This is a genomic window from Paraburkholderia sp. FW306-02-B (assembly GCF_058782725.1).
The window spans coordinates 39,424-64,492 of sequence record NZ_JBYSXZ010000002.1 but is presented as its reverse complement, the minus strand read 5'-3'; the positions used below and the strand labels follow the sequence as shown (position 1 = coordinate 64,492).

26 protein-coding genes are annotated in these 25,069 nt (G+C 63.0%); 10 read left to right on the top strand and 16 right to left on the bottom strand.

Going from position 1 to position 25,069, the window contains the following annotated elements; genetic code table 11:
- Positions 1 to 27: 27 nt before the first annotated feature.
- Positions 28 to 1,518, bottom strand: a complete 1,491-nt coding sequence (pdxR, locus tag AC3WOG_RS21180; protein WP_492579923.1) for a MocR-like pyridoxine biosynthesis transcription factor PdxR — start codon at positions 1,516 to 1,518, stop codon at positions 28 to 30.
- Between the two features lie 114 nt (positions 1,519 to 1,632).
- Between pdxR and AC3WOG_RS21175 the strand changes: the two genes are divergently transcribed.
- Positions 1,633 to 1,890, top strand: coding sequence for a hypothetical protein (locus tag AC3WOG_RS21175; protein WP_492579922.1), 258 nt, complete (start codon positions 1,633 to 1,635; stop codon positions 1,888 to 1,890).
- Between the two features lie 50 nt (positions 1,891 to 1,940).
- Positions 1,941 to 2,402, top strand: a complete 462-nt coding sequence (locus AC3WOG_RS21170) for a GNAT family N-acetyltransferase (protein WP_492579921.1) — start codon at positions 1,941 to 1,943, stop codon at positions 2,400 to 2,402.
- Positions 2,403 to 2,491: 89 nt separating this feature from the next.
- Here the strand turns inward: AC3WOG_RS21170 and AC3WOG_RS21165 are convergent, their stop codons facing one another.
- The 14 genes from AC3WOG_RS21165 to AC3WOG_RS21100 are packed head-to-tail and all read right to left on the bottom strand — an operon-like array spanning position 2,492 to position 15,853.
- Complete coding sequence (locus AC3WOG_RS21165; RefSeq protein WP_492579920.1) at positions 2,492 to 3,895, bottom strand: MFS transporter; 1,404 nt, start codon at positions 3,893 to 3,895, stop codon at positions 2,492 to 2,494.
- Positions 3,896 to 3,920: 25 nt separating this feature from the next.
- Positions 3,921 to 5,186, bottom strand: a complete 1,266-nt coding sequence (locus AC3WOG_RS21160) for an NAD(P)/FAD-dependent oxidoreductase (RefSeq protein WP_492579919.1) — start codon at positions 5,184 to 5,186, stop codon at positions 3,921 to 3,923.
- Positions 5,179 to 6,144 (bottom strand): VOC family protein, encoded by a 966-nt coding sequence (locus AC3WOG_RS21155; protein WP_492579918.1) that lies wholly within the window; start codon positions 6,142 to 6,144, stop codon positions 5,179 to 5,181. The genes AC3WOG_RS21160 and AC3WOG_RS21155 overlap by 8 nt, the downstream gene beginning before the upstream one ends.
- A 14-nt stretch (positions 6,145 to 6,158) precedes the next feature.
- Complete coding sequence (locus AC3WOG_RS21150; RefSeq protein ID WP_492579917.1) at positions 6,159 to 7,649, bottom strand: aldehyde dehydrogenase; 1,491 nt, start codon at positions 7,647 to 7,649, stop codon at positions 6,159 to 6,161.
- Between the two features lie 44 nt (positions 7,650 to 7,693).
- On the bottom strand, positions 7,694 to 8,524 hold the full coding sequence (locus AC3WOG_RS21145; protein ID WP_492579916.1) for an aspartate dehydrogenase: 831 nt from the start codon (positions 8,522 to 8,524) through the stop codon (positions 7,694 to 7,696).
- Entirely contained in the window at positions 8,517 to 10,175 is a 1,659-nt protein-coding gene (locus AC3WOG_RS21140) for a thiamine pyrophosphate-binding protein (protein ID WP_492579915.1), read from the bottom strand. The genes AC3WOG_RS21145 and AC3WOG_RS21140 overlap by 8 nt, the downstream gene beginning before the upstream one ends.
- On the bottom strand, positions 10,168 to 10,977 hold the full coding sequence (locus AC3WOG_RS21135; RefSeq protein ID WP_492579914.1) for an SDR family oxidoreductase: 810 nt from the start codon (positions 10,975 to 10,977) through the stop codon (positions 10,168 to 10,170). Before AC3WOG_RS21135 ends, AC3WOG_RS21140 begins: the two co-directional genes overlap by 8 nt.
- Complete coding sequence (locus AC3WOG_RS21130) at positions 10,977 to 11,837, bottom strand: IclR family transcriptional regulator (protein WP_341317337.1); 861 nt, start codon at positions 11,835 to 11,837, stop codon at positions 10,977 to 10,979. Before AC3WOG_RS21130 ends, AC3WOG_RS21135 begins: the two co-directional genes overlap by 1 nt.
- Entirely contained in the window at positions 11,838 to 12,728 is an 891-nt protein-coding gene (locus AC3WOG_RS21125; protein WP_492579913.1) for an alpha/beta fold hydrolase, read from the bottom strand. It lies immediately after the preceding gene.
- Positions 12,729 to 12,764: 36 nt separating this feature from the next.
- Positions 12,765 to 13,292: a cupin domain-containing protein gene (locus AC3WOG_RS21120; protein ID WP_492579912.1), complete on the bottom strand. Its 528-nt coding sequence runs from the start codon at positions 13,290 to 13,292 to the stop codon at positions 12,765 to 12,767.
- Positions 13,293 to 13,318: 26 nt separating this feature from the next.
- Positions 13,319 to 14,095 carry an SDR family oxidoreductase gene (locus tag AC3WOG_RS21115; RefSeq protein ID WP_492579911.1) on the bottom strand — a complete coding sequence of 259 codons (777 nt, stop codon included), beginning with the start codon at positions 14,093 to 14,095 and terminating at the stop codon, positions 13,319 to 13,321.
- Entirely contained in the window at positions 14,088 to 15,176 is a 1,089-nt protein-coding gene (locus AC3WOG_RS21110) for an aromatic ring-hydroxylating dioxygenase subunit alpha (RefSeq protein WP_492579910.1), read from the bottom strand. The genes AC3WOG_RS21115 and AC3WOG_RS21110 overlap by 8 nt, the downstream gene beginning before the upstream one ends.
- Positions 15,177 to 15,225: 49 nt before the next feature.
- A complete protein-coding gene (locus tag AC3WOG_RS21105) occupies positions 15,226 to 15,537 on the bottom strand; it encodes a recombinase-like helix-turn-helix domain-containing protein (protein ID WP_492579909.1) in 312 nt (103 codons plus the stop codon).
- Position 15,538: 1 nt separating this feature from the next.
- On the bottom strand, positions 15,539 to 15,853 hold the full coding sequence (locus AC3WOG_RS21100; RefSeq protein WP_179711263.1) for a non-heme iron oxygenase ferredoxin subunit: 315 nt from the start codon (positions 15,851 to 15,853) through the stop codon (positions 15,539 to 15,541).
- Between the two features lie 441 nt (positions 15,854 to 16,294).
- On the opposite strand from AC3WOG_RS21100, the gene AC3WOG_RS21095 reads away from it, so the two are divergent.
- Positions 16,295 to 17,368 (top strand): porin, encoded by a 1,074-nt coding sequence (locus AC3WOG_RS21095; RefSeq protein WP_492579908.1) that lies wholly within the window; start codon positions 16,295 to 16,297, stop codon positions 17,366 to 17,368.
- A gap of 79 nt (positions 17,369 to 17,447) precedes the next feature.
- On the opposite strand, the gene AC3WOG_RS21090 is transcribed toward AC3WOG_RS21095, so the two are convergent.
- On the bottom strand, positions 17,448 to 18,419 hold the full coding sequence (locus tag AC3WOG_RS21090; protein ID WP_492579907.1) for an IclR family transcriptional regulator: 972 nt from the start codon (positions 18,417 to 18,419) through the stop codon (positions 17,448 to 17,450).
- A 236-nt stretch (positions 18,420 to 18,655) separates the two neighbouring features.
- Here AC3WOG_RS21090 and AC3WOG_RS21085 point away from each other — a divergent pair, with 236 nt between their 5' ends.
- The 7 genes from AC3WOG_RS21085 (at position 18,656) to AC3WOG_RS21055 (ending at position 24,992) form a co-directional block, all read left to right on the top strand.
- Positions 18,656 to 18,943 carry a hypothetical protein gene (locus AC3WOG_RS21085; protein ID WP_492579906.1) on the top strand — a complete coding sequence of 96 codons (288 nt, stop codon included), beginning with the start codon at positions 18,656 to 18,658 and terminating at the stop codon, positions 18,941 to 18,943.
- 111 nt (positions 18,944 to 19,054) lie between these two features.
- Positions 19,055 to 20,743, top strand: a complete 1,689-nt coding sequence (locus AC3WOG_RS21080; protein WP_492579905.1) for an acid phosphatase — start codon at positions 19,055 to 19,057, stop codon at positions 20,741 to 20,743.
- 1,355 nt (positions 20,744 to 22,098) lie between these two features.
- Positions 22,099 to 22,458 carry a DUF3564 domain-containing protein gene (locus tag AC3WOG_RS21075; RefSeq protein ID WP_492579904.1) on the top strand — a complete coding sequence of 120 codons (360 nt, stop codon included), beginning with the start codon at positions 22,099 to 22,101 and terminating at the stop codon, positions 22,456 to 22,458.
- Positions 22,459 to 22,793: 335 nt separating this feature from the next.
- Entirely contained in the window at positions 22,794 to 23,543 is a 750-nt protein-coding gene (locus tag AC3WOG_RS21070; RefSeq protein WP_492579903.1) for a DNA/RNA non-specific endonuclease, read from the top strand.
- Positions 23,536 to 23,796 (top strand): hypothetical protein, encoded by a 261-nt coding sequence (locus AC3WOG_RS21065; RefSeq protein WP_341317324.1) that lies wholly within the window; start codon positions 23,536 to 23,538, stop codon positions 23,794 to 23,796. The genes AC3WOG_RS21070 and AC3WOG_RS21065 overlap by 8 nt, the downstream gene beginning before the upstream one ends.
- A 229-nt stretch (positions 23,797 to 24,025) precedes the next feature.
- A complete protein-coding gene (locus AC3WOG_RS21060) occupies positions 24,026 to 24,403 on the top strand; it encodes a hypothetical protein (RefSeq protein ID WP_492579902.1) in 378 nt (125 codons plus the stop codon).
- A 247-nt stretch (positions 24,404 to 24,650) separates the two neighbouring features.
- Positions 24,651 to 24,992: a hypothetical protein gene (locus AC3WOG_RS21055; protein WP_492579901.1), complete on the top strand. Its 342-nt coding sequence runs from the start codon at positions 24,651 to 24,653 to the stop codon at positions 24,990 to 24,992.
- Positions 24,993 to 25,069 lie beyond the last annotated feature (77 nt).

The following is a 25,069-nucleotide window of genomic DNA, read 5'->3' as shown; positions in this document are numbered from 1 at the left end:
GCCGTTCGTCACAACAAACACGCCGCTCTAGCGCCGCGTACGTTCGCGATCCAGTCCACGCACCACGGCGGCGAGGCGCGCCACCAGTGCATCGGCTTCGTCTGGCTTGATGCCCGCGTAGCCGAGCATAAAACCGTTGTAGTGCGCGGCTTCCTTTGCGGGCGGTTGGCAGAACGCGCTCAGCGCCGCGATATGCAAGCCGTGTTCGCGCGTGGCCGCGCTCACGTCCTGATCGCGCAGCGGCGCATCGAGCCGCACCGTCAGATGCATGCCGCCGCCATCGGACGAGATCGTCACCAGATCGCCCATGTGCCGCTCGATCGCGTCGACCAACGCGGCTCGGCGCTGCTGATAGAGCCGCCGCATGCGCCGCAGATGCCGCGCATATTTCCCGCTATCGATGAAATCCGCCAACGCGATCTGTTCGGCCACGCGACCCTGCCGCGCGATCTCGCTGAGCGCCTCGTCCACCTCAGCGACCAGATGCGCCGGCACGATCATGAAGCCCATTCGCAACGCCGGAAACATTGTCTTGCTGAAGGTGCCGAGGTAGATCACCGGCGTATCGGCCGCGAGCCCCTGGATCGACGGTAAAGGCGGACCGCTGTGGCGCAGTTCGCTGTCGTAGTCGTCTTCGATGATCCACGCGCCGCGCGCCACCGCGTTCTCGATGATCGACCAGCGCCGCTCCAGGCTCAACACACTGCCGAGCGGATATTGATGCGACGGTGTGATGTACATCAGGCGCGGCGGTGTCTGCCGCCAGTGATCCGGTGTGGGGGCGATGCCCGCGGCGTCGACGGGAATCGGCACCAGCCGCAAACCGGCCGCCTGAAACGCGGCCTTCGCGCCGTGATAACCGGGATCTTCGACCCACACGCTATCGCCGGGGTCGGCCAGCATGCATGCGCACAGATCCAGACTCGCCTGGGTGCCCGCGGTAATGAACACCTGTTCGGGCGAACAACGCACGCCGCGCGACACGCGCACATATTCAGCAATCGAGCGGCGTAACGCGGGATGTCCGGAATTATTGCCGTAGCCGAGTTCGTTCGGCTCGACCGAGCGCCACGCGCGTTCCATCGAAGCGCGCCATTGCGCGAGCGGAAATTCATCGAGCGCGGGCACGCCGGGACGAAACGGTGTGGGGTCGTCCGGGCTGCTGCGCTCGCGCGGCAGCCCGGTGACACGATGCGACAGACGGTTCGCGGGTGCGTGTACGCCGCCGCTGGCCATGGTTATCGACGCGCCCGCGCCGCTCACCATGCTGACGATGGAGCCATGCCGGCTCGTGGTAATGAAGCCTTCTTCGGTCAGCCGTTCGTAGGCGTACAGCACCGAATTTCGCGCGATGCCGAGTTGCTCGGCGAGCGCACGCGTCGGCACGAGCTGGCTGCCGTGGCGGATGGCGCCATCGAGAATCGCGCGGCGCAGGCTCTCGTACAGCACATCCTGCTGCGTCAGCTTGCGGCCGCCTGGTGCCCGCTCGACGCTCGACATCAACAGACCGTAGTCCAAGTTCGTGGCTCCAAATTCTGACCGCCTTGTGGAGCTAACAATGGTGCCACAAATTTCTTATGCTGATGGCTGTCGGGTTGCCAACACACGGCCGCAGCCGGAGAGGCCGATACGATGAATACGCACACACGTAACGCTGTGACCGCAGCCCGAAGCTATGGCGCCGGGGCAAAGTGGTGCGTGGCGCTGGCGTGCGCCGCTCTCGCGTACGACGTGCTGAACCCCGCAGCAACGGCCCGCGCGAGGCTGGACGCTTGCGTCACCGCAAAACTGGCGGAGCGCGGCAGCGTGGCCACAGCTGACCCCGTCAGCAAAGAAGACCGCGAGCAGGCGTTGAGCGCAGCCCTCTACGCTTGCTCGACTCAGCCGTAACGGCGCGAACCGCTCGCCCACAACCCATAACCAGACAAGGAGCCACAGTCATGTCCGAATCGATTCAAATCCGCCCCGTCACACCCGCCGACTTCGACGCGTGGCTGCCGTTGTGGGACGCCTATAACGCGTTCTACGGCCGCTCGGGCGAAACCGCATTGCCGCGCGAAATCACGCGGATTACGTGGGGGCGTTTCTTCGACGGCTACGAGCCGATGCATGCGATGGTCGCCGAGCGCGACGGCAAATTGCTCGGCCTCGTGCACTTCCTGTATCACCGTCATACGACGATGGCGGGCCCGACCTGCTATTTGCAAGATCTGTACACGCTGGAGACGGAGCGCGGCAAGGGCGTCGGCCGGGCGCTGATCGAGGCGGTGTATGCGCGGGCAAAAGCCGACGGTTCGCAGCGCGTCTATTGGCAGACGCATGAAACGAATCAGACGGCGATGCGGCTCTATGACAGCGTTGCTGAACGCTCGGGCTTCGTGGTGTATCGCAAGGCGTTGTAACGCTGCCCCAAAACAAAGGGCGCACCACCCAGTGCGCCCTTCGTCTTCATGCTACTGCTTCACTTCCACATCTACCGCCCACCAAACCGTCAAGCCTCGAGTTGTTCCAGCACCTTGCCTTTGGTCTCGATGCCGAGCAAGTGCACCGTGATCGCCGCCAGAAACGGCACCGCCGCGAGGATATAGAACGCGACCTGCAGATTACCGCCGATCATCGTCTTCGACACGATCGCGGGTGCGAAGATCGCCGCCACCTTGAGCCACGCGCCGCCGACACCGCAGCCCATCGCGCGGATGCTGGTCGGATACAACTCCGGCGTGTACACGTATGCCGTGATGAAACCGCAAGCGAGGAAGCCGAGCGAGAATGCGCAGCACGTCGCGACCACATACACCGATGACGCGTGGAACACGCCAGCCAGCAACAACGACAGCGCGCACAACACGAACGACAGGTTAATGATCGGCTTGCGTCCCACCTTATCGACCAGCAATGCGCAGGTCAGCGACCCCACCACGCCGAGTACCGAAGCGGCCACCGCCAGATTCAGCGCCAGTTGCAACGGCGCGTGATAAACCGTGCGATAGATCGTCGGCAGCCAGGTCGACAGACCGTATTGAATGAAGCCGCAGGTGATCCACAACATCGCCACGGCCAGCGTGCGCTTCAGATACGCCGGGCCGAACAGGTCGCCCATGCGGCGTTTCGGATGACGATTGGCCATCGCTTCGAATTCGGCAGAATGAGCCACCGGCGGCAGCGGACCTTTCGCGGCACGCTCGAACGCATGCACGGCCGCATCGGCGTCGGCCATCCGTTCGCGCTCGGCGAGCCAGCGCGGCGACTCCGGCACCAGCTTGCGCAGCACGAAGAACAGGATCAACGGCATGCCGCCGATGAAATACATCGCTTGCCAGCCGAAGCGCGGCACGATCCACGCGCCCAACGCATTCGACGCGAGCAGGCCGACCGGAAAAACGATTTCATACAGCAGCACGAAACGGCCACGACCATGCGCACGGCTGATCTCGTTGATGTACGTCGCGGCCACCGGCAATTCGCCGCCAAGCCCCAAGCCCTGAATCACGCGCAACACAACGAACGCGGCGAAAGTCGGCGCAAAACCGCACGCGATGCTGGTAATGCCGATGATCCCCGAGCTCAATGCAATCGCCCTGACACGGCCCTTGCGTTCCGCGTACCACGGGAACACGAACGCGCCGATCAACTGGCCGACCGAGCCGGAGCCGATCAGGAAGCCGATTTCCCACGGCGTCAGATGCCACTTCGCGATCAGGATCGGTAGTGTGGCCGCGATCGCGATCACGTCGAAGCCGTCGAAGAACGTCGCGAGACCGATCAGTATGCGCGCGCGCACCTGCATCGAATTCTTCGGCAACCGCTCGAGACGCGCGATGATCGAGCCCCGGGTCACAGGGCCTGAGACACCGGCGCTGCTGCGGTCCCCCATGGTGTTATCGATGGTTCTCATGCCGTGGTGCCGTCCGTAGGTGTGGTTAGGCAAGCGCCGTTGAGGCGTCGGTCAGTGTGGCAAGGTCGATGGTCCGGCCTTGGTTCATCCACTTGCGCGACAGTTTCAGTTCGCGTGGATTGTTGATGGCGATCACGCCGCGAATCGCGTTGTCTTCCAGATAGAAGAGCGTGGCGCGTTTGCCCGGCAGATCGCCGCGTACGGCGAGTTGCGCATCGGCCGGAATGTCGCCGAGGATTTGCAGATTGACGTCGTATTGATCGGACCAGAACCACGGAATATCCGCATACGGTTCGAACGTGCCGAGCAAGGCTTTTGCCGCGCCGATCGCCTGGTTCTGCGCGTTCGCCCAGGATTCGAGCCGTACGCGGCGCCTGAGCCACGCGCTCGGATGATTCGCGACGTCGCCACACGCGAAGATGCGCGGGTCTTCGGTCGCGCCGAAATGGTCGACGACGATGCCGTCCTGCACCTTGAGGCCGGCGGCTTCAGCCAGTGCGGTGTGCGGCGTGAGGCCGATCCCGGCGACGGCGAAGTCGGCGTCGAGTGTCGAGCCGTCGGCGAAGGTCGCGCGGATGCGGTCGGCGTCGTTCGGGCGATCCGCGAGCGATACCAGCGATGCGTTCAAGCGCACATCCACACCGTTCGCGCGATGCAGATCCAGCAGGAAGTCCGACACCATCGGCGGCAACGAACGGGCGCACAGACGCCGCGCGCCTTCCACGACCGACGCTTGCACGCCGAGCTTGCGCGCGGTCGCCGCGACTTCGAGACCGATCCAGCCGCCGCCGATCACCAGCACACGCTTGCTCTTGCGCAGCCGTTCGCCGAGTGCGACGGCTTCGTCGAGCGTGCGCAGATAGGCGATGTGCGAAGTCTTCACCAGTGCATCCGGCAGACGGCGCGCCGCGCCGCCCGTGGCGATCACCAGGCGGTCGTATTGCACTTCGCGGCCCGATTGCGTGCGCACGATGCGTTGCTCGCGATCGATCGACGTCGCGCAATCCGGCTGCCATGCTTCGACGTTCAGCGCCTCGAAATCGTCGGGCGTCACCAGACGTACGGTTTCGATATCCGCTTCCCCGGCCAGCACGGCCTTCGACAACGGCGGGCGCTCATACGGCAGATGAATCTCATCGGCGATCATCACGAGGCGGCCGTCGAAGCCTTCCTTGCGCAAGGTCTTCACGACCCATCCCGCCGCCTGGCCGCCGCCGATCACAACGATCGTGCGCGGCGCTTCGAGTCCGGCGTGCGCGGCTTGCGCCTTTGCAGCAGCAGCGTCAGTCATTTTTTCGCTCCGTCATGAACTTGCCTTCCGGCGCCTTCGCGTTCTTCTGGCGACGCGTATTGCCGTCGATGCCGCCGTCGATCGCCCATTCGGCGAACACGGTCGGACCCGGTTCGAAATCGCGCGGCTGCCATTCGGGCGTCAGCTGGTCTTCGTCGGCGTAGTACTCGATCAGGCCGCCGGCCGGATTCTGGAAGTACCAGAAATACGCGGACGACACCGGATGACGCCCCGGGCCAAGTTGCGTATCCCAGCCGCAACGGCTGACGTGCATGCCGCCACCGAATACTTCGTGGATATCCCGCACGGTGAACGCAACGTGATTCAGGCCGCGTTTGCCGCCAGGGAGCGCCAGCAGGAAGATGTCGTGGTGGCCGCCATGCGGCGCGCAACGCATGAATGCGCCACGGCCCGGATAGCGGTCCGACATCTCGAAGCCGAGCAGTTCCTGATAGAACTTTTCCTGTTCCGCGAGGCGGTTCGTGAAGAACACCACGTGGCCCACTTCGACCGGTTCGGCGCGCTCGTAAATCGGCGACGGCAGATCGACGCGCAGCGTTTGGCCCCACACGTTCGACGGCGAACCGTGAATATCGAGCGCACGCTTGCGCGTCACTTCGACGCGAATCGCCATGCCGTTCGGATCGATACAGCCGAGCGCGTCGTCGGTCTCGAAGTGACCTGGCTGGCCGGCGAAACGGCCGCGCAGTTCGTCGAGTTCGGCTTTCGTCGCGACGCCCCACGTCACCTCACGCAGCGTCGGACCTTCTTCGAAGGCGGGCGGCAGCGACGGATCGTTCGCATCGACGGCGAGAATCGTGCAGCCGTTCAGCGTTTCGAAGCGCGCGTGCTTGTCGTCGTGCCCGGTCTCTTTCAGGCCCCAGTCCGCGAAAAACCGGCGGCAGGTGGCGAGATCCGTCACGCCGTAAATAATCTGTTCAATGCCGAGAATCGTCATAACGTGCCTCTTGCCTAGTTCGCCCACGCCAGTGGCGCGTCGTTCAAGCCCCAGTAGAGGCTCTTCTGCTGCATGTATTCGCGGATGCCGAGCCGGCCCTTCTCGCGTCCCATGCCGCTCTCTTTCCAGCCGCTGAACGGCGTCGAGATCGAGAACAGCTTGTAGGTGTTGATCCAGATCGTGCCGGCTTCGAGCGCGCGGGCGATCCGGTAGGCGCGTTTGTAGTCGCGCGTCCAGATGCCGGCGGCGAGGCCGAACACGCTGTTGTTCGCTTCTTTCAGCAGCGAGGCTTCGTCGTCGAACGGCATGGCGACCAGCACCGGGCCGAAGATTTCTTCCTGGCAGATGCGGGCGTCGTTCGTGAGACCTTCGAGGATCGTCGGCTGGAAATAGGTACCTTCTTCGCGGCCGTCGCCGACCGGACGCTCGCCGCCGCACAGCAGTCGGCCGCCTTCTTCCAGACCCAGCGCGACGTAACGTTCGACGGTTTCGCGATGCGCCGCCGTGATCAGCGGACCCATTTGCGTTTCAGCGCGCGACGGATCGCCGACGCGCAGCTTGCGTGCGCCTTCCGCGAGACGCTTCATGAACGCGTCGTAAATCGAGCGCTGCACGAACAGGCGCGAACCGGCGATGCACGCTTCGCCCGACGAACTGAAAATGCCGTACAGCACGCCGTTCACTGCGTGATCGAGATCGGCGTCGTCGAACACGATGGTCGGCGATTTGCCGCCGAGTTCCAGCGACACCGGCATCAGCTTGTCCGCTGCAATGCGCGCGATGCCACGGCCCACTTCGGTGCCGCCCGTGAACGACACTTTCTTGACCAACGGATGGCGCACCAGCACGTCGCCGATCACCGAACCCTTGCCCGGCAGTACGCTCAGTACACCTTTCGGCACGCCGGCTTCTTCGCAGATGCGCGCCAACGCAAGAGAAACCAGCGGCGTCACCTCAGCGGGCTTCAGCACCACGGCATTGCCTGCTGCCAATGCCGGCGCGAGCTTCTGCGCATCCGAGGCAATCGGCGAGTTCCACGGCGTGATCGCCGCGATCACGCCGATCGGCTCGTGAATGCTCATCGTCAGATAGTCGCCGCGCGAAGGCGTCACTTCTTCATCGAGCGTTTCGAGGCACGCAGCGAAGTAGCGGAACGTGTTCGCCGCGCTCGCCACCAATACGCGCGTTTCACCGATCGGCTTGCCGTTGTCGCGGCGCTGCAATTGCCCGAGCGCTTCGTGACGCGCCATGATCAGATCGGCGATGCGGTGCAGAATCAGCGCGCGTTGATGCGGCTTGAGGCCGGACCAATTGGCTTTGCGCCATGCGATATCCGCGGTTTCCACCGCTTCGCGGGCGTCGTCGGCGTTGGCCGTCGAGATTTCCATGTTGACCGACTGATCCGCCGGATACAGGCTTTTGTATGGGTTGCCACGCCCTTGCCGCCATTCGCCGCCGATAAAAATGTCGCCGGTGGGCACGAGGCTGGTATCGAAGTGAGTCATGTCGGTCGTTCCGGTGTGCTTCAAACTAGCTTCAACTTGAGGACTTAAATCACGCAGCGCGCCGCGCGATTGCGTAGCGCACGGATCGCGCTGTACGCGGTCAGTGCGGACGTCTTGGGGTTGTCCGGCAGCGGCTTGCCGCACATCTCCAACGACATCTCGCCGAATGCGCCGCGCGCCACGATCCGATGCACGTTGCGCGTCACGTTCGGGTCGGCGATCAGGCGCACGCTGGTCTGATCCAGACCAAGGCCAGCCAAAGCGATCGTCGCGGCGACGTTGGCGTTCTTCGGATATAGACGCGCCGCTTCACGCGCGCTGCCTTCGAAAATCACGGTCTCTTCGGTCAGCGCGTTCAGATTGCAGACCTGTTCGGCCGGCGTGCCGAGCCAGCCCGCAGGCGGCTTGCGGCCCGTGTACAGCACTTCGTCGAGACCACCGAGCTTCGCCGCAGCCAATGCATCCACGCCGCCAATGGCGCCGGACAGCAGCGTCAACGTCGCGTCGCCTTCATCGGCCGCTGCGGACAGTGCGTCGAGTAACATCATGTCGGACAGCGCGCCGATCGAAGCAACCGCGCAATCCGTGCCCGCTTTCAGCAACGGCACCACGTGATCCACCAGCGCGCTGTGTCCCGCACATTCGAGCGCGAAGTGCGGCTTGCTGCTCAACGCCGACACCGACGACACCACGTCCACCGATGCGCCCACCACTTCGCGCACCGACGCCGCATGGCGTTCCGGCACGATCACGTGCGACACGCGCACGGTCGGATCGGCGGCGACCGAGCGGTACACCGCCTGGCCAATCGCGCCGAAGCCGATCATCGCGACGTCGACCGGCGCGTGATGTCCGGCGTAATCGGCATCACGCATGTTCCGGCTCCTGTTCCTTGACCGGCGGGCCCGCGAACGCGGTGGCGAACGAGCCGACCGACAACATGTCCACTTCGACCAGCACCGGCCCCGTCTTCGCCATGCCTTCGCGGATGATCTCTTCGGCCTGGTCGAGCGATTTGATGCGGTAGTGCGTCAGCTTCAGGCTCTCGCAGAACTGCGCGAAATCCGGCTGATGCAGATCGACGTAGCAGCGGCGGCCGCCGTATTGCGCGTCCTGAATGTTGCGGATCACGCCGTAGCACTGGTCGTTCATCAACACGATCATCACGTTGGCGTTTTCCTGCACGGCGGTGGCGAGTTCGCCGACGTTGACCATCAGGCCGCCGTCGCCGACGAGGCACACAGTCTTCGCCGCGCTGCCGGCGAGCGCCGCGCCGATGCCCATCTGCATGCCCTGGCCGATGCCGCCGCCGAGTGCATGGACACCCGCACGCGGCGAGAAAATCTTCAGCATGCGGTTGCCCCACGTGCTGTTCGAGATCGTGACGTCGCGCACCCAGTTGTAGTCGCGGCCCACCGCTTGTTGCAACGCGTCGACGAGGCGCTTGTACGGGCCAAGGCCCTTGCCCACATCGGCGACGGCGCTCTCGCGCGCGGCGGCCAGGTCCTGCACGAACGACGGATCGACTTTCAGGCGGCCTTCGAGCAACGTCGCCAGTTCTTCAAGCACCGCCAACGCATCGCCATGAATGAACATTTCGTTGCGATAGCCGCGGTTATCGGCGAGCGCGTCGGCGTCGACGCGATACAGCGGTTGCGGCAGCGCCAGCTTGTACTTCAGCGTTTCATTGCCACGCAGACGCGAACCGACCACCAGCAGCGCGTCGCAGGTCTTGTAGAAGCTTTCGACTGCGGCATGCACGTTGAATGCGCCGAGCGTGGCCGGATGATCTTCCGGCAGCACGCCACGGCCCTGCACGCTGGTCACCACGCCGAAGCCCAACGCCACCAGACGCTCGACCGCCGCACGCGCATGGCGCGTCCCGCCGCCCAGCCACAGCAGCGGACGCTTCGCCTTCGCCAGTTGATCGGCGAGTTGCGCGACACGCTTGCTGCAATGCGTAAGCGTGGTCACGTGCGGTGCGGCCAGATCGGCGGGCCATTCGATTTCGGCGGCTTGAATGTCGATCGGAATTTCGACGCTGACCGGACCGCTCGGCGCGGTTTGCGCGACGCGCACCGCTTCGCGGATCGTCGGCAATGCGGTTTCGACCGAACGCACGCGGAACGCGGCCTTCGAAATCGACGACAGCATCGACAGTTGGTCCGGCGCTTCGTGGATGTACGCGAGGTCCTGATCGAGGTACTCGGTTTCGATCTGGCCGGTGACGTGCAGCAGTGCGGTGCCGGCGGTCAGGGCTTCGACCATCGCGCCCGCTGCGTTGCCCGCCGCGGTGCCGGTGCTGGTGAACGCAACGCCGAGACCACCGGAAACGCGCGCGAGGCCGTCGGCCATGTTCACCGCGCCGGCTTCGCCGCGCGCGCCGACGTAGCGGATCTTGCCGCGGTTATGGATCGCATCGAGGATCGGCATGTTGTGGATCGAGATCACGCCGAATGCGGTTTGAACGCCGCATTGTTCGAGAAAGGCGGCGATCAGCTCGCCAACGGTGGTTGTGTTAGACATGTCGTGCAACGCCTCCAGAAACATCGATGTGACTGCCCGTCGTATAGGACGACAGCGTCGTAGCCAGGTAAAAGAGCGCTTGAGCGGCTTCTTCGGGGCGACCGAAGCGGCCTAGCGGAATGTTTTTCTTGCGCGAAAGGTCGGCGGTCCAGTCTTCCCAGCTCTGGCCCGGCTGCGCCTGCGTGGCGAAACGGCGGCGCCACTGCCCCGATTCGACGATGCCGATCAGAATCGAATTCACGCGAATGCGTTGCGGCGCGAGTTCGACCGCGAGCGACTTGATCAGGCTGAGCACGCCGGCCCGCGCCGACGAGGTCGCGACCATGTGCGGCTCCGGTTGCAATGCCAGCAGCGAGTTCACGCAGACCACCGCGGCGGTGTTGTCCGACCCGGCAGCGTCGCGCAGCATCGGCAGAAACGCGCGGGTCGGGCGGATCACGCTGAAATACTTGAGGTCGAGTTCTTCGCGCCAGGCGTCGTCGGTGGTGTCGGCGAAAGTGGACACGCGGCCCTGGCCGGCGTTGTTCACCAGCATGTCCGTGCGGCCGAAGCGCACTTGCACGGCTTGCGCGAATACTGCGACTTCGTCGGCGTCAAGCACGTCGCAGGCATGCGCCAACAGCTGCGCATCAGGGAACTGCGCCTTCAGCGCGGCTTCCGCTTGCGCAAGACGTTCGGTATCGCGGCCGCAGATCGCGACCGACGCGCCGGCCCGCAGAAACAGTCCGGCAGTCGCGAGGCCGATGCCGGACGAGCCGCCCGTCACCACCGCTACCTGCCCGGTCAAGTCGATTTGAATCATCAGAGCCCCAATGCCTTCATGTATTTCGTGCCGGAGGACGGCCGATAGTTGAGCCGTTGCGAGAGTTCGTCGGCGGCTCGACGGACCTTGTCGATCAGACCGCTGTCGAGCAGCGACGCGTCGATCTCGTGGCGCGGAATCGTCGTCGTGATCACCGCGACGATGCGGCCCGTGTCGTTACGCACCGGCGCGCTGACCACCGAAATGCCGCGTTCGAACGACGACTCGCTGATCGCGAAACCGCGCCGCGCGTCGTCGCGAATCCGTTCGTACAGGTCGTCGATCGTGGCGGGCGTTTGCTTCGTGAAGCGTTCGAGTTCCGGTTCGGGATAGAGCTTCTTCAACTCGTCGAGCGTCATGTCGCCCATCAGCACCTGGCCGTGGGTCGTCGCGTAGGCAGGCAGGCGCGTGCCGACGTTCACTTTCACCGAGCTGAAAATCGGCGCGTGACTCTGTGCCTTGGCGACGAACACGACGTCGCGCCCATCGCGAATCACGATGTGGCTCGTCAAGCCGGTGTCGTCGCGCAGTGCTTCGATGATCGGCAAGCCGAGGTCGGTCAATTCGAGCGAGCTCAGATATTCGAAACCGAGCCGCAGCACCGCGACGCCGAGGCGATAGTTGCGGTCCTTGTCGGCGCGCTCGAGAAAGCCGAGCGATTCGAGTGTTTGCAGCAGACGGAATACCGTCGTGCGGGGAATCTTCAGGCGCCTGGACAATTCCGGTGCGCCGAGAACCGGCTCGCGTGGCGAGAACTCCGTGAGAATCTTCAGACCGCGTTCGAGACCCGGCACCCGGTAACTGGTGTCGTTGCGGTCGTCGTCCGCGTCGCGCTCGGCGCTAATCGTGTCGGGCGTCATTCATTGGCTCCGTTGTCCGTCGCAAGTGCGGCAGAACGTGTCGATGATCGCGGTGTACGCGGCGGGTGCTTCGATATAACCGGCGTGCCCCGCGCGTGGCACGACCTGCAATTGGGTGCCCGCTGCCAGTGCGATTCGCTCGCAGGCGTCAGGGGGCGTAATGATGTCGTCGGCGCCAACCGCCACCTTGATGCGGCCTCTGTAACGCGCGAGGTCGGCGGCGAGATCGGCGTTGGCGAGCAGATGCGTCGCCTGGGCGTAGCCGTGCGGGATCACGCGCGACATGTTCCAGCGCACCCAGGCGCGGGCTTCGTCGCTTGCGTGAGCGGACAACATATTGGTGCTGCGCTTTTCGGCAAGGCCAAGCGGGCCGAGCTCTTTCAGCATGGCAAGACGCTGGTCACGTTTCGTTTCGCGTACTTGCGCCGATGCCGCGGCATAACCGCCGGCGGGCGACAACAGCAGCAGGCCGGCCACGCGCTGCGGATGCACGGCAGCAAACGCGCCGGCGATGATCGCGCCGAGCGAATGGCCGAGCAGCACGCAGCGTTCGATGCCAAGCACATCGAGCCATTCCTTCAGCACCGTTGCGTAATCGCCTGCGGCGGGTGATTCGGCCGCTACCGGCGTGGATGCGCCATAACCCGGCGCATCCCACGCTAGCACACGGCGCGTTGCGCCGAGCACTTCGAATTGCTGCACCCACGAAGCCGCGCCCGAACCGATACCGTGCAACAACACCAGCGGCAACGCACCGCTGCCGGCGCTGTCCACTTCGCGATAGCTCACGGCGCGTTGCGATGCCAGCCAGATCTGCTGCGCCGGAAAGCGCGCAAGACGCGCTTCGAGCGTGGCGTTCTGATCGGCGGTGACGGACGGGACTGCGGACATGGATTCTCTTCTCAAAGTGAGCGGCAGTGCGAACGCTTAGCGCTTGAGCTTCGCCAGCGGCGAATCCGGCGGATACGTCGGCGTGATCGGCTTCGGTGAACCGAGCATGACGCACATCAACGCGTCTTCTTCACCGATGTTCACCTCCGTGCGATACACGCCCGGCGGCACCGAAATCAGATCGCGTTCGCCGAGCACGGCTTCCCACGTTTCGCCGTCCTTCTCGCAGATCACTTTCATCTTGCCGCGCAGCACGAAGAAAATTTCTTCGACATCCCTATGAATATGGCTTGGTCCGATGTTGCCGGCCGGGATCACCATCGTCGAGAACGTGAAACCGCCCGCGGGTACCGTGTTCGCGTCCTTCGCGACGCCCGTGCCGCCCGTGCCGACATAGCGCATTTGCGCGCGGCGGTATGTCGGGTCGTAGTCGGCCTGGAACTTGAGTGCGTCCCAGTCATAGCGACGCGTTTCCAGGCGCGCGACGCGGCTGTCCAGCCACTGGGCAAAGCTCGCGTCCGCGGGTTGGTCCCACGATTTGCGTTCGAATTCGGCGTCCGCCATCTCTTTCTCCTTACGATTCGACAAGATCAATTCATCACGAAACCGCCGTTGACCGGCAGCAACTGGCCGGTCACGAAGCGCGCGGCGTCAGACAACAGGAACAGCACCGGCCCGGTGACATCGTCGGGCACTTGTGCGCGCGTCAGCGCGCGGCCTTGCAGGTAATACTGGTGACGCTCGGCGGGCACGTACGCAGTCGCTTCGACTTCGGTCAGGCCCGGCGCGATTGCGTTGACGGTTACGTTGTGCGCGCCGAACTCGCGCGCCAGCGAACGCGTCATCGAAATCACCGCGCCCTTGCTTGCGACATACGCGAGCAGCTTCGGCGCACCCCACATCGCCGTATCCGAGGCGATGTTGACGATGCTGCCGCGGCCCGAGTCGCGCAGGTACGGCAGCGCCGCGGTGCTCATGAGCCACGTGCCGCGCACGTTGACGTTCATCACGGCGTCCCACGTGTCGACCGACAGCTCGTCGGCAAACTTGCCGCCGGAGTGGGTGATCGCCGCGTTGTTGATCAGCGCGTCCAGGCCGCCGAGCCGGGCTGCTGCTTGTTCAGCGAATTGCTTGATGCTGGCGGGGTCGGCGAGATCGAGCGGCAGATACGTGACCGCATGGCCTTGCTCGACGAGCGATGCCGCCAACGCCCGGCCTTCGTCGTGCAGCACGTCGCCGAACACCACTTGCGCGCCGGCCTGCGCCAGCGCGCGGACGAATGCCGCGCCGAGACCGCGCGCGCCGCCCGTCACGAGGACGCGCCGGCCTTTGAGCGCTGACAACGCCGGTGGCGCTTCGTTATGCATGGCTGTGGCCTGCTGCTTCGGTTTGAGCGCTTTCAGCCTGAGCGCGATGCGCGTCCAGCTCAGCGAAATGCTGTTGCGCGCGCTGACGCAGCATGCGGCGCACACGCGTCATGCCGACGTCGTGCTGATAGAGGAATTCGTGTTCGCGTGCATTCGGCGCCATGCTTTCGAGCACGTAACGGTCTTGCTCGAGCACGGCCCAGTGCAGCCCTTCCAGGCGGTTGCGGTACATGAAGCGCCATGCGTCGCGCTGCCAGCCCGACACCTTGCGGGTGCGCCAGAAGTAAACCTGGCAGTTGTTTTCGTCGACCGGCGTAGCAAAGCCGATGATCCCGAAGTTGCCACCCGGGCCGAACTTCTTCTTGTACGGAATCGCGAGGCGCATCCACAGCGTGCCGGTTTCGCCGAGTTCGACCCAGTCGAAGTTCACGTCGCGCTGGCCGATCTTTTCGAACATCAAGCCCGTTTCGGTCTTGCGCACGCGCATGTCGGCCTGCTTGTCGCCTTCGGCCATCGAGTGCGAGGTCGCGTGCAGATACGCGCCGTGCATCGGGTCCATCACGTTGTCGATCGCGTACTGGTAATTGCACTTCCAGTTCGACATGCACAGGAAGTTCGCGTACGCCTCGCCGACCAGTTCTTCCGGCAGCACGAGCGGCATGGGTTCTTGATGAGCGTCGTCGCCGAACCACAGGAAGATCGCGCCGGCGTGCTCTTCGACCGGATATGACTTCACGCACTTCTGGCCTTCCAGCGGACAGTTCGACACAGCCGGCACTTTGGTGACCGTGCCGCCGCCGTCGATTTCAATGCCGTGATACCAGCACGCGACGCTGCCGCCGAGGTTCCAGCCGAGCGACAAACGCGCGCCGCGGTGCGGGCAGCGGTCTTCGAGCGCGCGGACTTTGCCTTCCTTGTCGCGCCACAGCACGATCTGGTCGCCGAGGCGCGTGATGCCGACCGGCGCGTCGCCGACCTGCCAGCTCGGCGCGACCGGATACCAGTAGTTGCGCAGGCCGCGGTCCAGATAGGACTGAATCGGGTCGGCCGCGCTTTGAGTCGTTGTATTGGGGGACGTCATGAAGAGACTCCGGATACGGATGCGATGGAACGTGTTCGGGAACGCGCGCCTAGTCGGCGAGCAGGCGGAATTCGGCGGCGAGGCCGTCGGCGTCCCACGCATTGCCCTCGGGTGTGCGGAAACCCACGCCATTCAAGCCGTCGACGACTTCCTGCAACTCCATCGCGCCGGCTTCGAAGACTTTTTCGAGCGCATCGCCGAAGTCGTTTTCGTACTGGGTCGGCTCGGCCTTACGCGTTTGCCAGATGAAGTTTTCGGTCTCGCCCGGCTTTTCGATCACGCCTTTGCCGGCGACGTTGTTCGGCTGCGGCGCGAGCCACGGCTTCAGGAAGGGATTGAAGTTCACGGCTACCTCTCGCATGTCATTCCACCTTGATCTGGATTTCTTCGCCGGCGAGACGTACCGAGTACATCTTCAGGTCGCGGCCACCCGGCTCTTTCAGGCATTTGCCGGTCGGGATATGGAACACGGCTTCGTGCAGCGGGCATTCGACGGTGTCACCGTCGACAAAGCCCTGCGTCAGCAACGCGTACGCATGGGGGCAGACGTTTTCCAGCGCGTACAGCGCATCGCCCACCTTGTAGATGCCGATTTCGGTGCCGTCGAGCTTGAACTCGATCGGCGCGTCGTCGGACAGGTCGCCGGCATGGCCGGCGCAGCGCCATTGTTCAGTCATTTCTCGCCTTTCTCCTGAAGCTCTATGTTCCATACAAGGAACATCAGTTCGTGTATGGATAATTATAGGATCGGCTTCGGCGAGAAGAAATAAAAATCGCGGCAGCTAGGGGAAAACACCGAGTGTGGTACCCACAACACAACGTTGCGTGGACTGATGCGAGTGGCCGCGCTGCCATCAGAGCCTTTCCAGGCATGGGTTTTCGGCTTATTTCCAGACAAATGCCGAGGCGCTCATGCGGGTTTGTACGGGGTCCGAAAATTTATTTTGACCACTTCCAGACTCACTATACTTTTCCATAGGCGATACAGACGCCCATAGGTGGAACATAAAGCGTAGCAGTTTTGGCGCATAAACCCAAAGCTGCATCAACCCACAGTACGGATCAGGGATGACGGAATCGCGAAAGCGCTAACCGTCGTGTGATCAGGAGAACCAACGGTGAAGCACATCATTGCAGCCGGCGTAGCGGCAATCTGCGCAACGACAGGCGCCTGGGCGCAGAGCAGTGTCACGCTATACGGCAGCCTGGATGCCGGTGTCGCGTATATCAGCAATGCGGGTGGCCATTCGAAGTGGATCGAGGAACAGGGCAACATGCAGCCGGACCGCTGGGGCCTGAAGGGTGTCGAGGATCTGGGCGGCGGATTGAAGACGGTCTTCCAGCTGGAGAACGGTTTTTATACGAACACCGGTAACTTCGCTAAAGCCGGCACGCTGTTCAATCGCCAGGCTTTTGTTGGACTGAGTTCGGACAAGATCGGCACGCTGACGTTCGGCCATCAGACGCCGTTCAGCTTCGACGTGCTGGGTCCATTGAGCACGGCTTATCTGGCTGCGAGCTGGTACGCGTTCCACCCGGGCAATATCGACGAACTCGCCGACACCGGCGTGGTGCCGTTCGACAACTCGATGAAATTCCGCTCGGCGAGTTTCGGCGGTTTCTCGTTCGGCGCGATGATGGGGCTCGGCAACACGACCAACTTCTCGACCGGCAAGACACTGAGCTTTGCGCTTAGCTATGCGAACGGTCCGTTCAAGGCCGGCGCGACGTACGCAAACGAGCATGACCGCACGCCGTCGATCGTAACGACGGGCATCACCAACTTCCAGGGCGTGGCGGCCGCGAACTACACGGCGAGCAAGGTCGAAAACATGGGCGCGGGCGCGTCATACCAGTTCGGCAAGCTGCTGGTGCACGGCCTGTACACGCGCGTGAAGCTGGAATCGTCGGGGCATTCGGACACGTATCAGAGCTACGACGTCGGCGCGAATTACCAGTTCACGCCGTTCAACAGCGTGGCCGGCGGCGCCGCGACGACAACGATGGCCGGCCATCGCTGGACGCAGTTCGAGATCGGCGATATTTACGCGCTGTCGAAGTCGACGCAGTTGTACGTCAATGCGCTCTATGAGCGCGCGGGCTCCAACACGGACGCCGCATTCTTTACGGCGGGCGTGTCGAGTGGCCGGAACCAGACGATTATCCTGACTGGCATCCACCACTCGTTCTGATGCAAGTGATGTCGATAGTGTGAAGCAAACGGCCCGGCTGTGAAAAAAGCCGGGCCGTTGAACATGGGCCGACGCAGAATCAGTTCGCCGCGACGGGTTTGCGGCGAGCTTGGGCCGCGGTCGGATCATCCGGCCGTGGGCGATAGCTGAGCCGTTCGGACAATTCGAGCGCCGCCTGGCACACCGCGATGACGAGCGGTTCGCGTTCTTCCGCTTCACCGATATCGGAACGTGGAATGGTGACGGTCAGCGCGGCGACGATCCTGCCGCTTTGGTCGCGTACCGGCGCGCTTACCACCGAAATCCCCCGCTCGAACGATGCTTCGCTCAACGCGTAGCCGAGCGCCGCGCTTTCGCGCACTCTTCCGTACAGCTCTTCGACAGTCGCCGGCGTGCGTTCGGTGAAGCGTTCGAGTTGCTGTTCGGGATACAACTGACGCAATTCCTCGAAGCTCAAATCGCCCATCAGCACCTGCCCATGGACGGTGGCATGCGCCGGCAAACGCGTGCCGACATGCACCTTCACCGAACTGAACATCGGCTCATGGGTCTGCGCCTTGGCAACGAACACCACGTCACGCTGATCGCGAATCAGCAGATGCGTGCTCAGGCCGGTCACATCGCGCAAGCGTTCGAGAATCGGTGTGCCGACGTCGGTGAGTTCGAGCGAACTCAGGTATTCAAAGCCGAGCCGCAGCACCGCGACGCTCAGGCGGAAATAGCGGTCGCCATTGACGCGCTCGAGAAAGCCGAGGGCTTCGAGCGTCTGCAATAAACGGAAAGTGGTGGTGCGCGGAATCCCGATGCGCTTCGACAATTCGGGCGCGCCGAGCACCGGCTCGCGCGCGCTGAATTCGGCGAGGATGCGCAGGCCGCGCTCCAGCCCCGGCACGAGGTAGGTCGATCCGCCGGTACTCTCTTCATCGGCGGAATCGGTGGAATCAGCGCTGTCCGCCCGGGACAACGCCGCGTCGTCTTGCGGAGTCGGCGCTGCCGCGCCGCGTGGCCTCGCGTGCTTGCGTCCCGCTCCTGTCTGGTCTTCTTTTGCCATCTTGGCTGCCGTTTCTGCTGTTCATCGTTTACAGATCAGCATGATAGCGCGAAGCATGGGACGGTCATTTATCTGGCGAGCGGCGCGGCGGGCGTAGCGGGCGCTTATTTGCGGCGGCTGGCAATGCAGTTTGTGCACCGCCACCATTTCGCGCGGTGCTATCCTTTGATGCGGTTCGTAGCGCCGGGCCGTCTCGCCGCGCTTTCGCTCCTCGCACGCGTCCGGAGGGCACGCTCATGTCCGATTCCATCCAGATTCAGGTCGATGACTCGCATCTTTATCCGGGCTGTGCGGTGCGCATCGCGCACCTGCCCGAGCCGGCCCGCGCGGCCGCCGCGATAGTCGAATTCGCGGACGGCTCAGGCGCACACGCCACCTGCCATCGCCGCGCGCCCGACGAACTCGAATTGACTGTCGACGGCTACGCCACGCAAAGACGCCATCCCGTCGACGCCAGACATTGGCTCCTGCTGGCCGTTGACGCGACGCACAACAGTTGGCGTGTCAAGCGGCGTCTGCCTTAAGCTGGCCCGGCCGGGCCAGTCCAAACCTTAAACCGTCGTCGCGCGCACGCCGCCGCGAGCAGCGCTTTAACGCCCGCTTTGACACCCGTCACGCAAACTGCGAAAACACCGATGACCGACAACGACTCCGCCCTGCCGCCCAATCCTGACGACGCCCCTGACGATCCCGAGCGCCGCCGTGTCCTGACCGGCCTCGCAGCGGTTGGCATGGGACTCGCTCTCGCCGGCTGCCACACTGCTGACCAGAGTGCGGCGAACGGCGCCGCGCCGCGCAGTGCCGCCGACTTGCGACTCGACGCCGCGCTGCGCGACCAGGTCCGTCATATCGTGGTGATCTACGCAGAGAACCGCAGCTTCGCTAACCTGTACGGCAATTTTCCCGGCGTCCAGTATCCACTCGATGCAGTGACAGCCGAGCGTTACCTGCAACTCGACCGCGACGGCAAGACGCCGCTGCCGCAGTTGCCGAAGATCTGGGGCGGCCTCGTGCCGCAGGCGCAGGAAGTGGACGGCAAGCGCTACATGATTGGCGAGCGCGATATCGGCAGCTTGCACAACCGGCCGTTCAACATCACCGACGCGCAGGGGGCGCCGCTGCCGAACGGTGTCATTACGCGCGATCTGGTGCATCGTTTCTATCAGAACCAGATGCAGATCAACGCCGGGCGCAACAATCAGTTCGCCGCATGGAGCGATTCCGGCGGCCTGGTGATGGGCCACTACCGCAATTCCGCCGACACGCTGCGTCTGTGGAATCTCGCACGGCAGTACACGCTATGCGACAACTTCTTCATGGCGGCCTTCGGCGGCTCGTGGCTGAACCACATTTTTCTGATCTCGGCGCAGGCGCCGTTCTACCCGGACGTGCATAACAGTCCGGCGAAGAAGCTGGTGTCGGTGGTCGAAGGCGACGACCCTACCGGCACGCGCCTCAAGCTGGCGGCGGATTCGCCCGCATCCGCGCTCGACGGTCCGCCGAAATACGTCAACGATGGCTTGTTCACCGCCGACGGCTACGCCGTCAACACGATGGCGCCGCCCTATCAGCCGAGCAACGTGCGTGCGGCGCAGGGCGGCGATCCGACGCTCGCCGACCCATCGAATCCGCGCGTCCTGCCGCCGCAAAAGTTCGCGACGATCGGCGACCGTCTGACGGACAAGGGTGTCGATTGGGCGTGGTACAGCGGCGCGTGGCAATACGCACTCGAACATCAGGACACCGGTGCCGTACCCGACTTTCAGTATCACCACCAGCCGTTCAACTACTTCGCCAACTACGCGCCGGGCACTGCGGCGCGCCGTAAATATCTGCGCGATGCGGGCTTGGGCAACGAAGCGGCGACCAATCGCCTGCTCGCCGATATCGATGCGGGGCGCCTGCCGGCCGTCACGTTCTACAAACCGCAGGGCGATCTCAACATGCATGCGGGTTATGCGGACGTCGAATCAGGCGACCGGCATATTGCGCACGTCATCGAGCATATTCAGCGCAGTGCGCAGTGGGCTAACACTGTGGTGATCGTCACCGTCGACGAGAACGGCGGCTGGTGGGATCCTGTCGCGCCGCCTAAGGGCGATCGCTGGGGGCCGGGGTCGCGGATTCCCGCAATTGTGATTTCGCCGCTGGCGAAGAGAGGGTTTGTCGATCATACGGTGTATGACACTAACTCGATTCTGCGGTTTATTAGTCGGGTGGGGGGGCTGGCGCCGCTGGATGGGGTTGTGGCGAGAGATCGCGCTTTTGCGGAGAATGGGTTGGCGCCGCTTGGCGATTTGACTAATGCGCTTGATCTTGGCTGAGGGCTTGGGGTTGGGCTGTGCTTTCGGTTTTGCCTTTGGCGGCGGCATTCTTCTGTTTGCCTGCGGCGGTGGCCTTTCCTTGAATTCTTAGTGGTCTATTAGCTTCGCCCCTGTGCTGTTTGCCTGCGCGGCGCTTTTTGGCTGGGTGCCTGCGGGGTTGGCCTTTCCTTGATTTGTTAGTGGTCTATTAGCTTCGCCCCTGTGCGGGGCAGGCACTTACTTTCTTTGCCGCCGCAAAGAAAGTAAGCAAAGAAAGCGGCTTCACACCGCTAATTCTTAAGCGGGTCCCCTGGCTTGGAGGAGGCAGTGGAGCATCTGGAATCAGTGCTCCCGCACACTCCACGCTGGTGACAAGGCAGTCATTCTTCCGGCGGCGCTGCGCGCGTCGCAGCGGTACTTCTCAAAACCAATGGGGTGTACGCGCTTCCGGCAGCATCCTTCCCGCCTCGCACTACGTGCTCGCCGGAACGGTCTGCAAGGGAAACCCGTGGTTGGTTTTTTGCTCGGTGGGGGCCATCGGCTTCGCCTCGGCGAAGCGCCCAGGTGTGCAAGTGCGCGCCTCCATTCCAGGTGAGACGCTAGCACCTCAGCGAGGCATTAGGGACGTAAGGGCAAACCATCGCAGGCACGGAAAAGTGCCGAGCGAAGCGCAGCCGCGCGTTACGCTAGCGCAGCAAAGGCAAGCCACTACGCTTGAACAACCGCAGGCCCCGGAAGCACCCTACGGGCGACGGACCCGCCGGTTTCGTGAAGTACCGCCACGGCGCGCAGCGCCGCCGGAAGTATGACTGCCTTGTCACCAGGGCGGAATGTGCGGGAACACCGATTCCAGATGCACCACTACCTCCTCCAAGCCAGGGGACCCGCTTCAAAGTTAGCGGTGTGAAGCCGCTTTCTTTGCTTACTTTCTTTGCGGCCGCAAAGAAAGTAAGTGCCTGCCCCGCACAGGGGCGAAGCTAATAGACCACTAACAATTCAAGGAAGGGCCAACACCGCAGGCACCCAGCCAAAAAGCGCCGCGAAGGCAAACAGCACAGGGGCGACGCTAATAGACCACTAACAAAACAAGGAAAGGCCAACCCCGCAGGCACCCAGACATAAAGCGCAGCGAAGGCAAACAGCACAGGGGCGAAGCTAATAAACCACTAACAATTCAAGGAAAGGCCAACCCCGCGAGCTGCAAAAATCGACGCAACATGACACGCCTCCGCGAACATCACATGGACGCCGCTATCGTACAGCCGCAGGCATCGCGTCAAGCTTTTTCGTGCCAGATTGCCGTACCTTTGGCTTGCATAACGCGCGTCGCGGCGTAGACTGATAGAGCAATACTTCGCAATTTGTACGGAACTGCCATGCGCCTGACCATCCTGATCAACGGTTCCGATCCCACCGTTAGCCACGATTACGCTGTGCTATGGCTCGACACCGAAGAGCACCGGTGGTCGAGAGAAGCGCATCAAGGGATCGATCTGCCCCCGTGGGGCGAATTACACGACGACAACGGCGTCACCACGCTCTGCGCGCCGAGCGCGGACGCGCCGCTGTGCACGCTGCGCGGATTACACGTGGACCGCAAACAGCAAGTAAGTGCAGCGCAAGGCGCCGCCGCATGGACAGCCGTGCCGACGCACGCGCAAACGAGCGGCTTCTGGCGCCTGCAAGCCGTCGACCGGCAAACGACCCACGCCGAACACAGCGTGTTCGGGAATTAGCTTCCCGCGCTTTCTTGTCGAGCGAACGATCGTACGAATCGAACGGCGCCGCCTGAGCGCAGGCGGACTTGTACGCCCCATCTGCAGGCAGTTCATCCGCCGCCGCACTTTTGCCGGCGTTTAAGCCGTTCTTAAGTTTGCGTGCGTAGAGTTGGAAATCCACGCATTAGGGTCGCTGCAAGGCGGCCCATTTTTTTTGCCCAAAGCAGTTCCGGTTTTCCTGGGCGCTCCGCACAAATCCCCTCAATTTCCGTTGTGTTTTCGTGCGTCCCACGTCGCTCGAATCGGGTTCGCAACGCTATACTTGCGCCCCCCATCCCTCGACCAATTAACTCATGAAGAAGTGGTTCGCCTGTCTGTTGTTTGCCGTCGCCGCTCACGCGAGCGCGGCGCCCTCCTGCACCCAGTTCACACCAAACGCGCAGTGGCCGGTGCTGACCAATCAGAAGATGGCGCCGAGAACGCGCATGCTTTGCTACACCGATTTCGCCGTTCTGCATTCCGGTATCACGCATGGTCCGCTGTGGTCCGCCGAGCATCTGACGCGCGATCACATCGAAGCCGCCAAAGACATGGTGCGCACCAACAAGTTCTTCGAAGATGCGCGCCTGCCCGACGGCGAAGGCGCGACGCTGGCGGACTATAAACGCAGCGGTTTCGATCGTGGTCATATGAGCCCGGCCGGCAATCGCTGGAATCAGGAAGCGATGGCACAATCGTTTTCACTCGCCAACGTGGTCCCGCAAAACCGCGAGAACAATCAGCGCTTGTGGGCGCGTATCGAAACCTCGGTGCGCAAAATCGCGATGTCGTACGACGATACCTACGTGGTCACCGGGCCGATTTTCAACGGCCAGCAATTGCAGACCATCGGGCCGACGCGCGTTTTCGTGCCGACGCAATTGTTCAAGATCGTCTACGTGCCGTCGAAGCGGATGGCGTTCGCGGTGGTGGTGGACAATGTCTCGACCAACCGTTACGACATCAAGACGATTCACGAACTCGAAACGGCGAGCGGTATCCGTTTTCCGGGCATTCCGGAGAATCTCAAAGATCAGCGACCGGGAGGACTGAAAGGTGTTTAAACCCTATTCGAACGATGACGACGTGCTCAACATTCAGGGCGATGCGCTCACCGTGAGCAACGGCACCACCCGCGTCGTCCTGAACGGAACCCTGGAGCTAACGCAGGACCAGCGCGGACTCAAGGCGGCGCTCGCGCTCAAGGAAGCGGTTGATGCGATCGTCGCCGCGTTGCAAGCCCAGACCAATCTGCCCGCCAAGGTAAAGGACGAGCCGGATGCGAAACCGGGCGTCGTGCAGAATCCGTTTCAATAACGTTACCGCATCGCCGCGCACGCAGCACAAAGCGGGCGCGGCGCGCACCCTGTTTATTTCGATCGCGCACGGTGCTGGCGGCCGTCGACGCAACCCGGCTTGTTTCAACCGTTACGTTTTGTCACCAGCGCATCGTCAACTCCTGTCTTCCGGTCAACGTTAAACCGGCAGCGCTGAAAAATCTCAGCCGCCACACAAGATTCAACCGGTTAAACCAAGGAGTTAAACCATGAAGACGCTTTTCGCCGCTCTCGCTTCCGCTCTGCTCGTGTCGACCGCTTTCGCGCAAACCGCCGCACCGTCGACCACACAACCGCTGCAACCCGCGCAAACGCAACCCGCTGGCCAGGCAAATCTGAAGGCAAGCACGGCTGTGCAAACCGGCGCCGCCGAGACCGGCACGGCCACGACGAAAGCCACGACGAAAACGCATGTGAAAAAGGCCTCCACCGCTCACGCCGCGAAGAAGCCGGTCCATAAAACCAGCAAGAAGAAAGACGCTGTCGAAGCAGGCGCGGACAAGACCAAAACGGGTAGCGCGAACGAGGCCAGCAATGCCCCGGTTAAAGCCGACGGCGCAAAAACCGACACGACCAAAACGCAATAACACGTGTCCGGTTTTCGGCACGCACCGGCAAGGCATGTGTAGTTAATCAAAGCCGAACTGTGCCGTTCAGGGAGGGCGAGTCTTATGACTCGCCTTTTTTTATGCGCTTCTTTATCCATCGCTTCTTCTCGCCGTGCGCAGCGCGCATCATTTTTTCGCTCGGCTCTTTAATTTTTGCACTGTGTTTACTCGGGGACGTCTACTCTCGAAACTGTCTTGACCAACCATGGCGTCTACGCCGCATCGCATGGCACTCACCCAATCACTCGACAGCTTCGACACGCAGCTGCTCAACAAATCAACCGTTCGACGTAGCAACGTCATCCCCTTTCCCGCGACGCGTGCCCGCTTGCAGGTCACCCTTCCTCACCAGTCGCACGACCCTGCAGGCACCGAACTCCGCACGCTATTGCACTCGCCACTCGGCGTGTACGTCGTCAGCACTGAGGTGGTTCGCGACGAGGTTCGCTTGCAACTCGACATCGCGCCCGACGACCTCGACTTCACCCTGCACACACTGATCAGGACGCTTTCCGCGGCGTTGATCGGGCCGCTCACGCGACGCAACGTCGTCGCAAAGGCGTGCTAGTCATGTTTTCAGGCATCTGATTGCCCATCGTTACGCTTCGGCGCAACGGCGAAGTCGACATCGATGCGTTGCAGCGC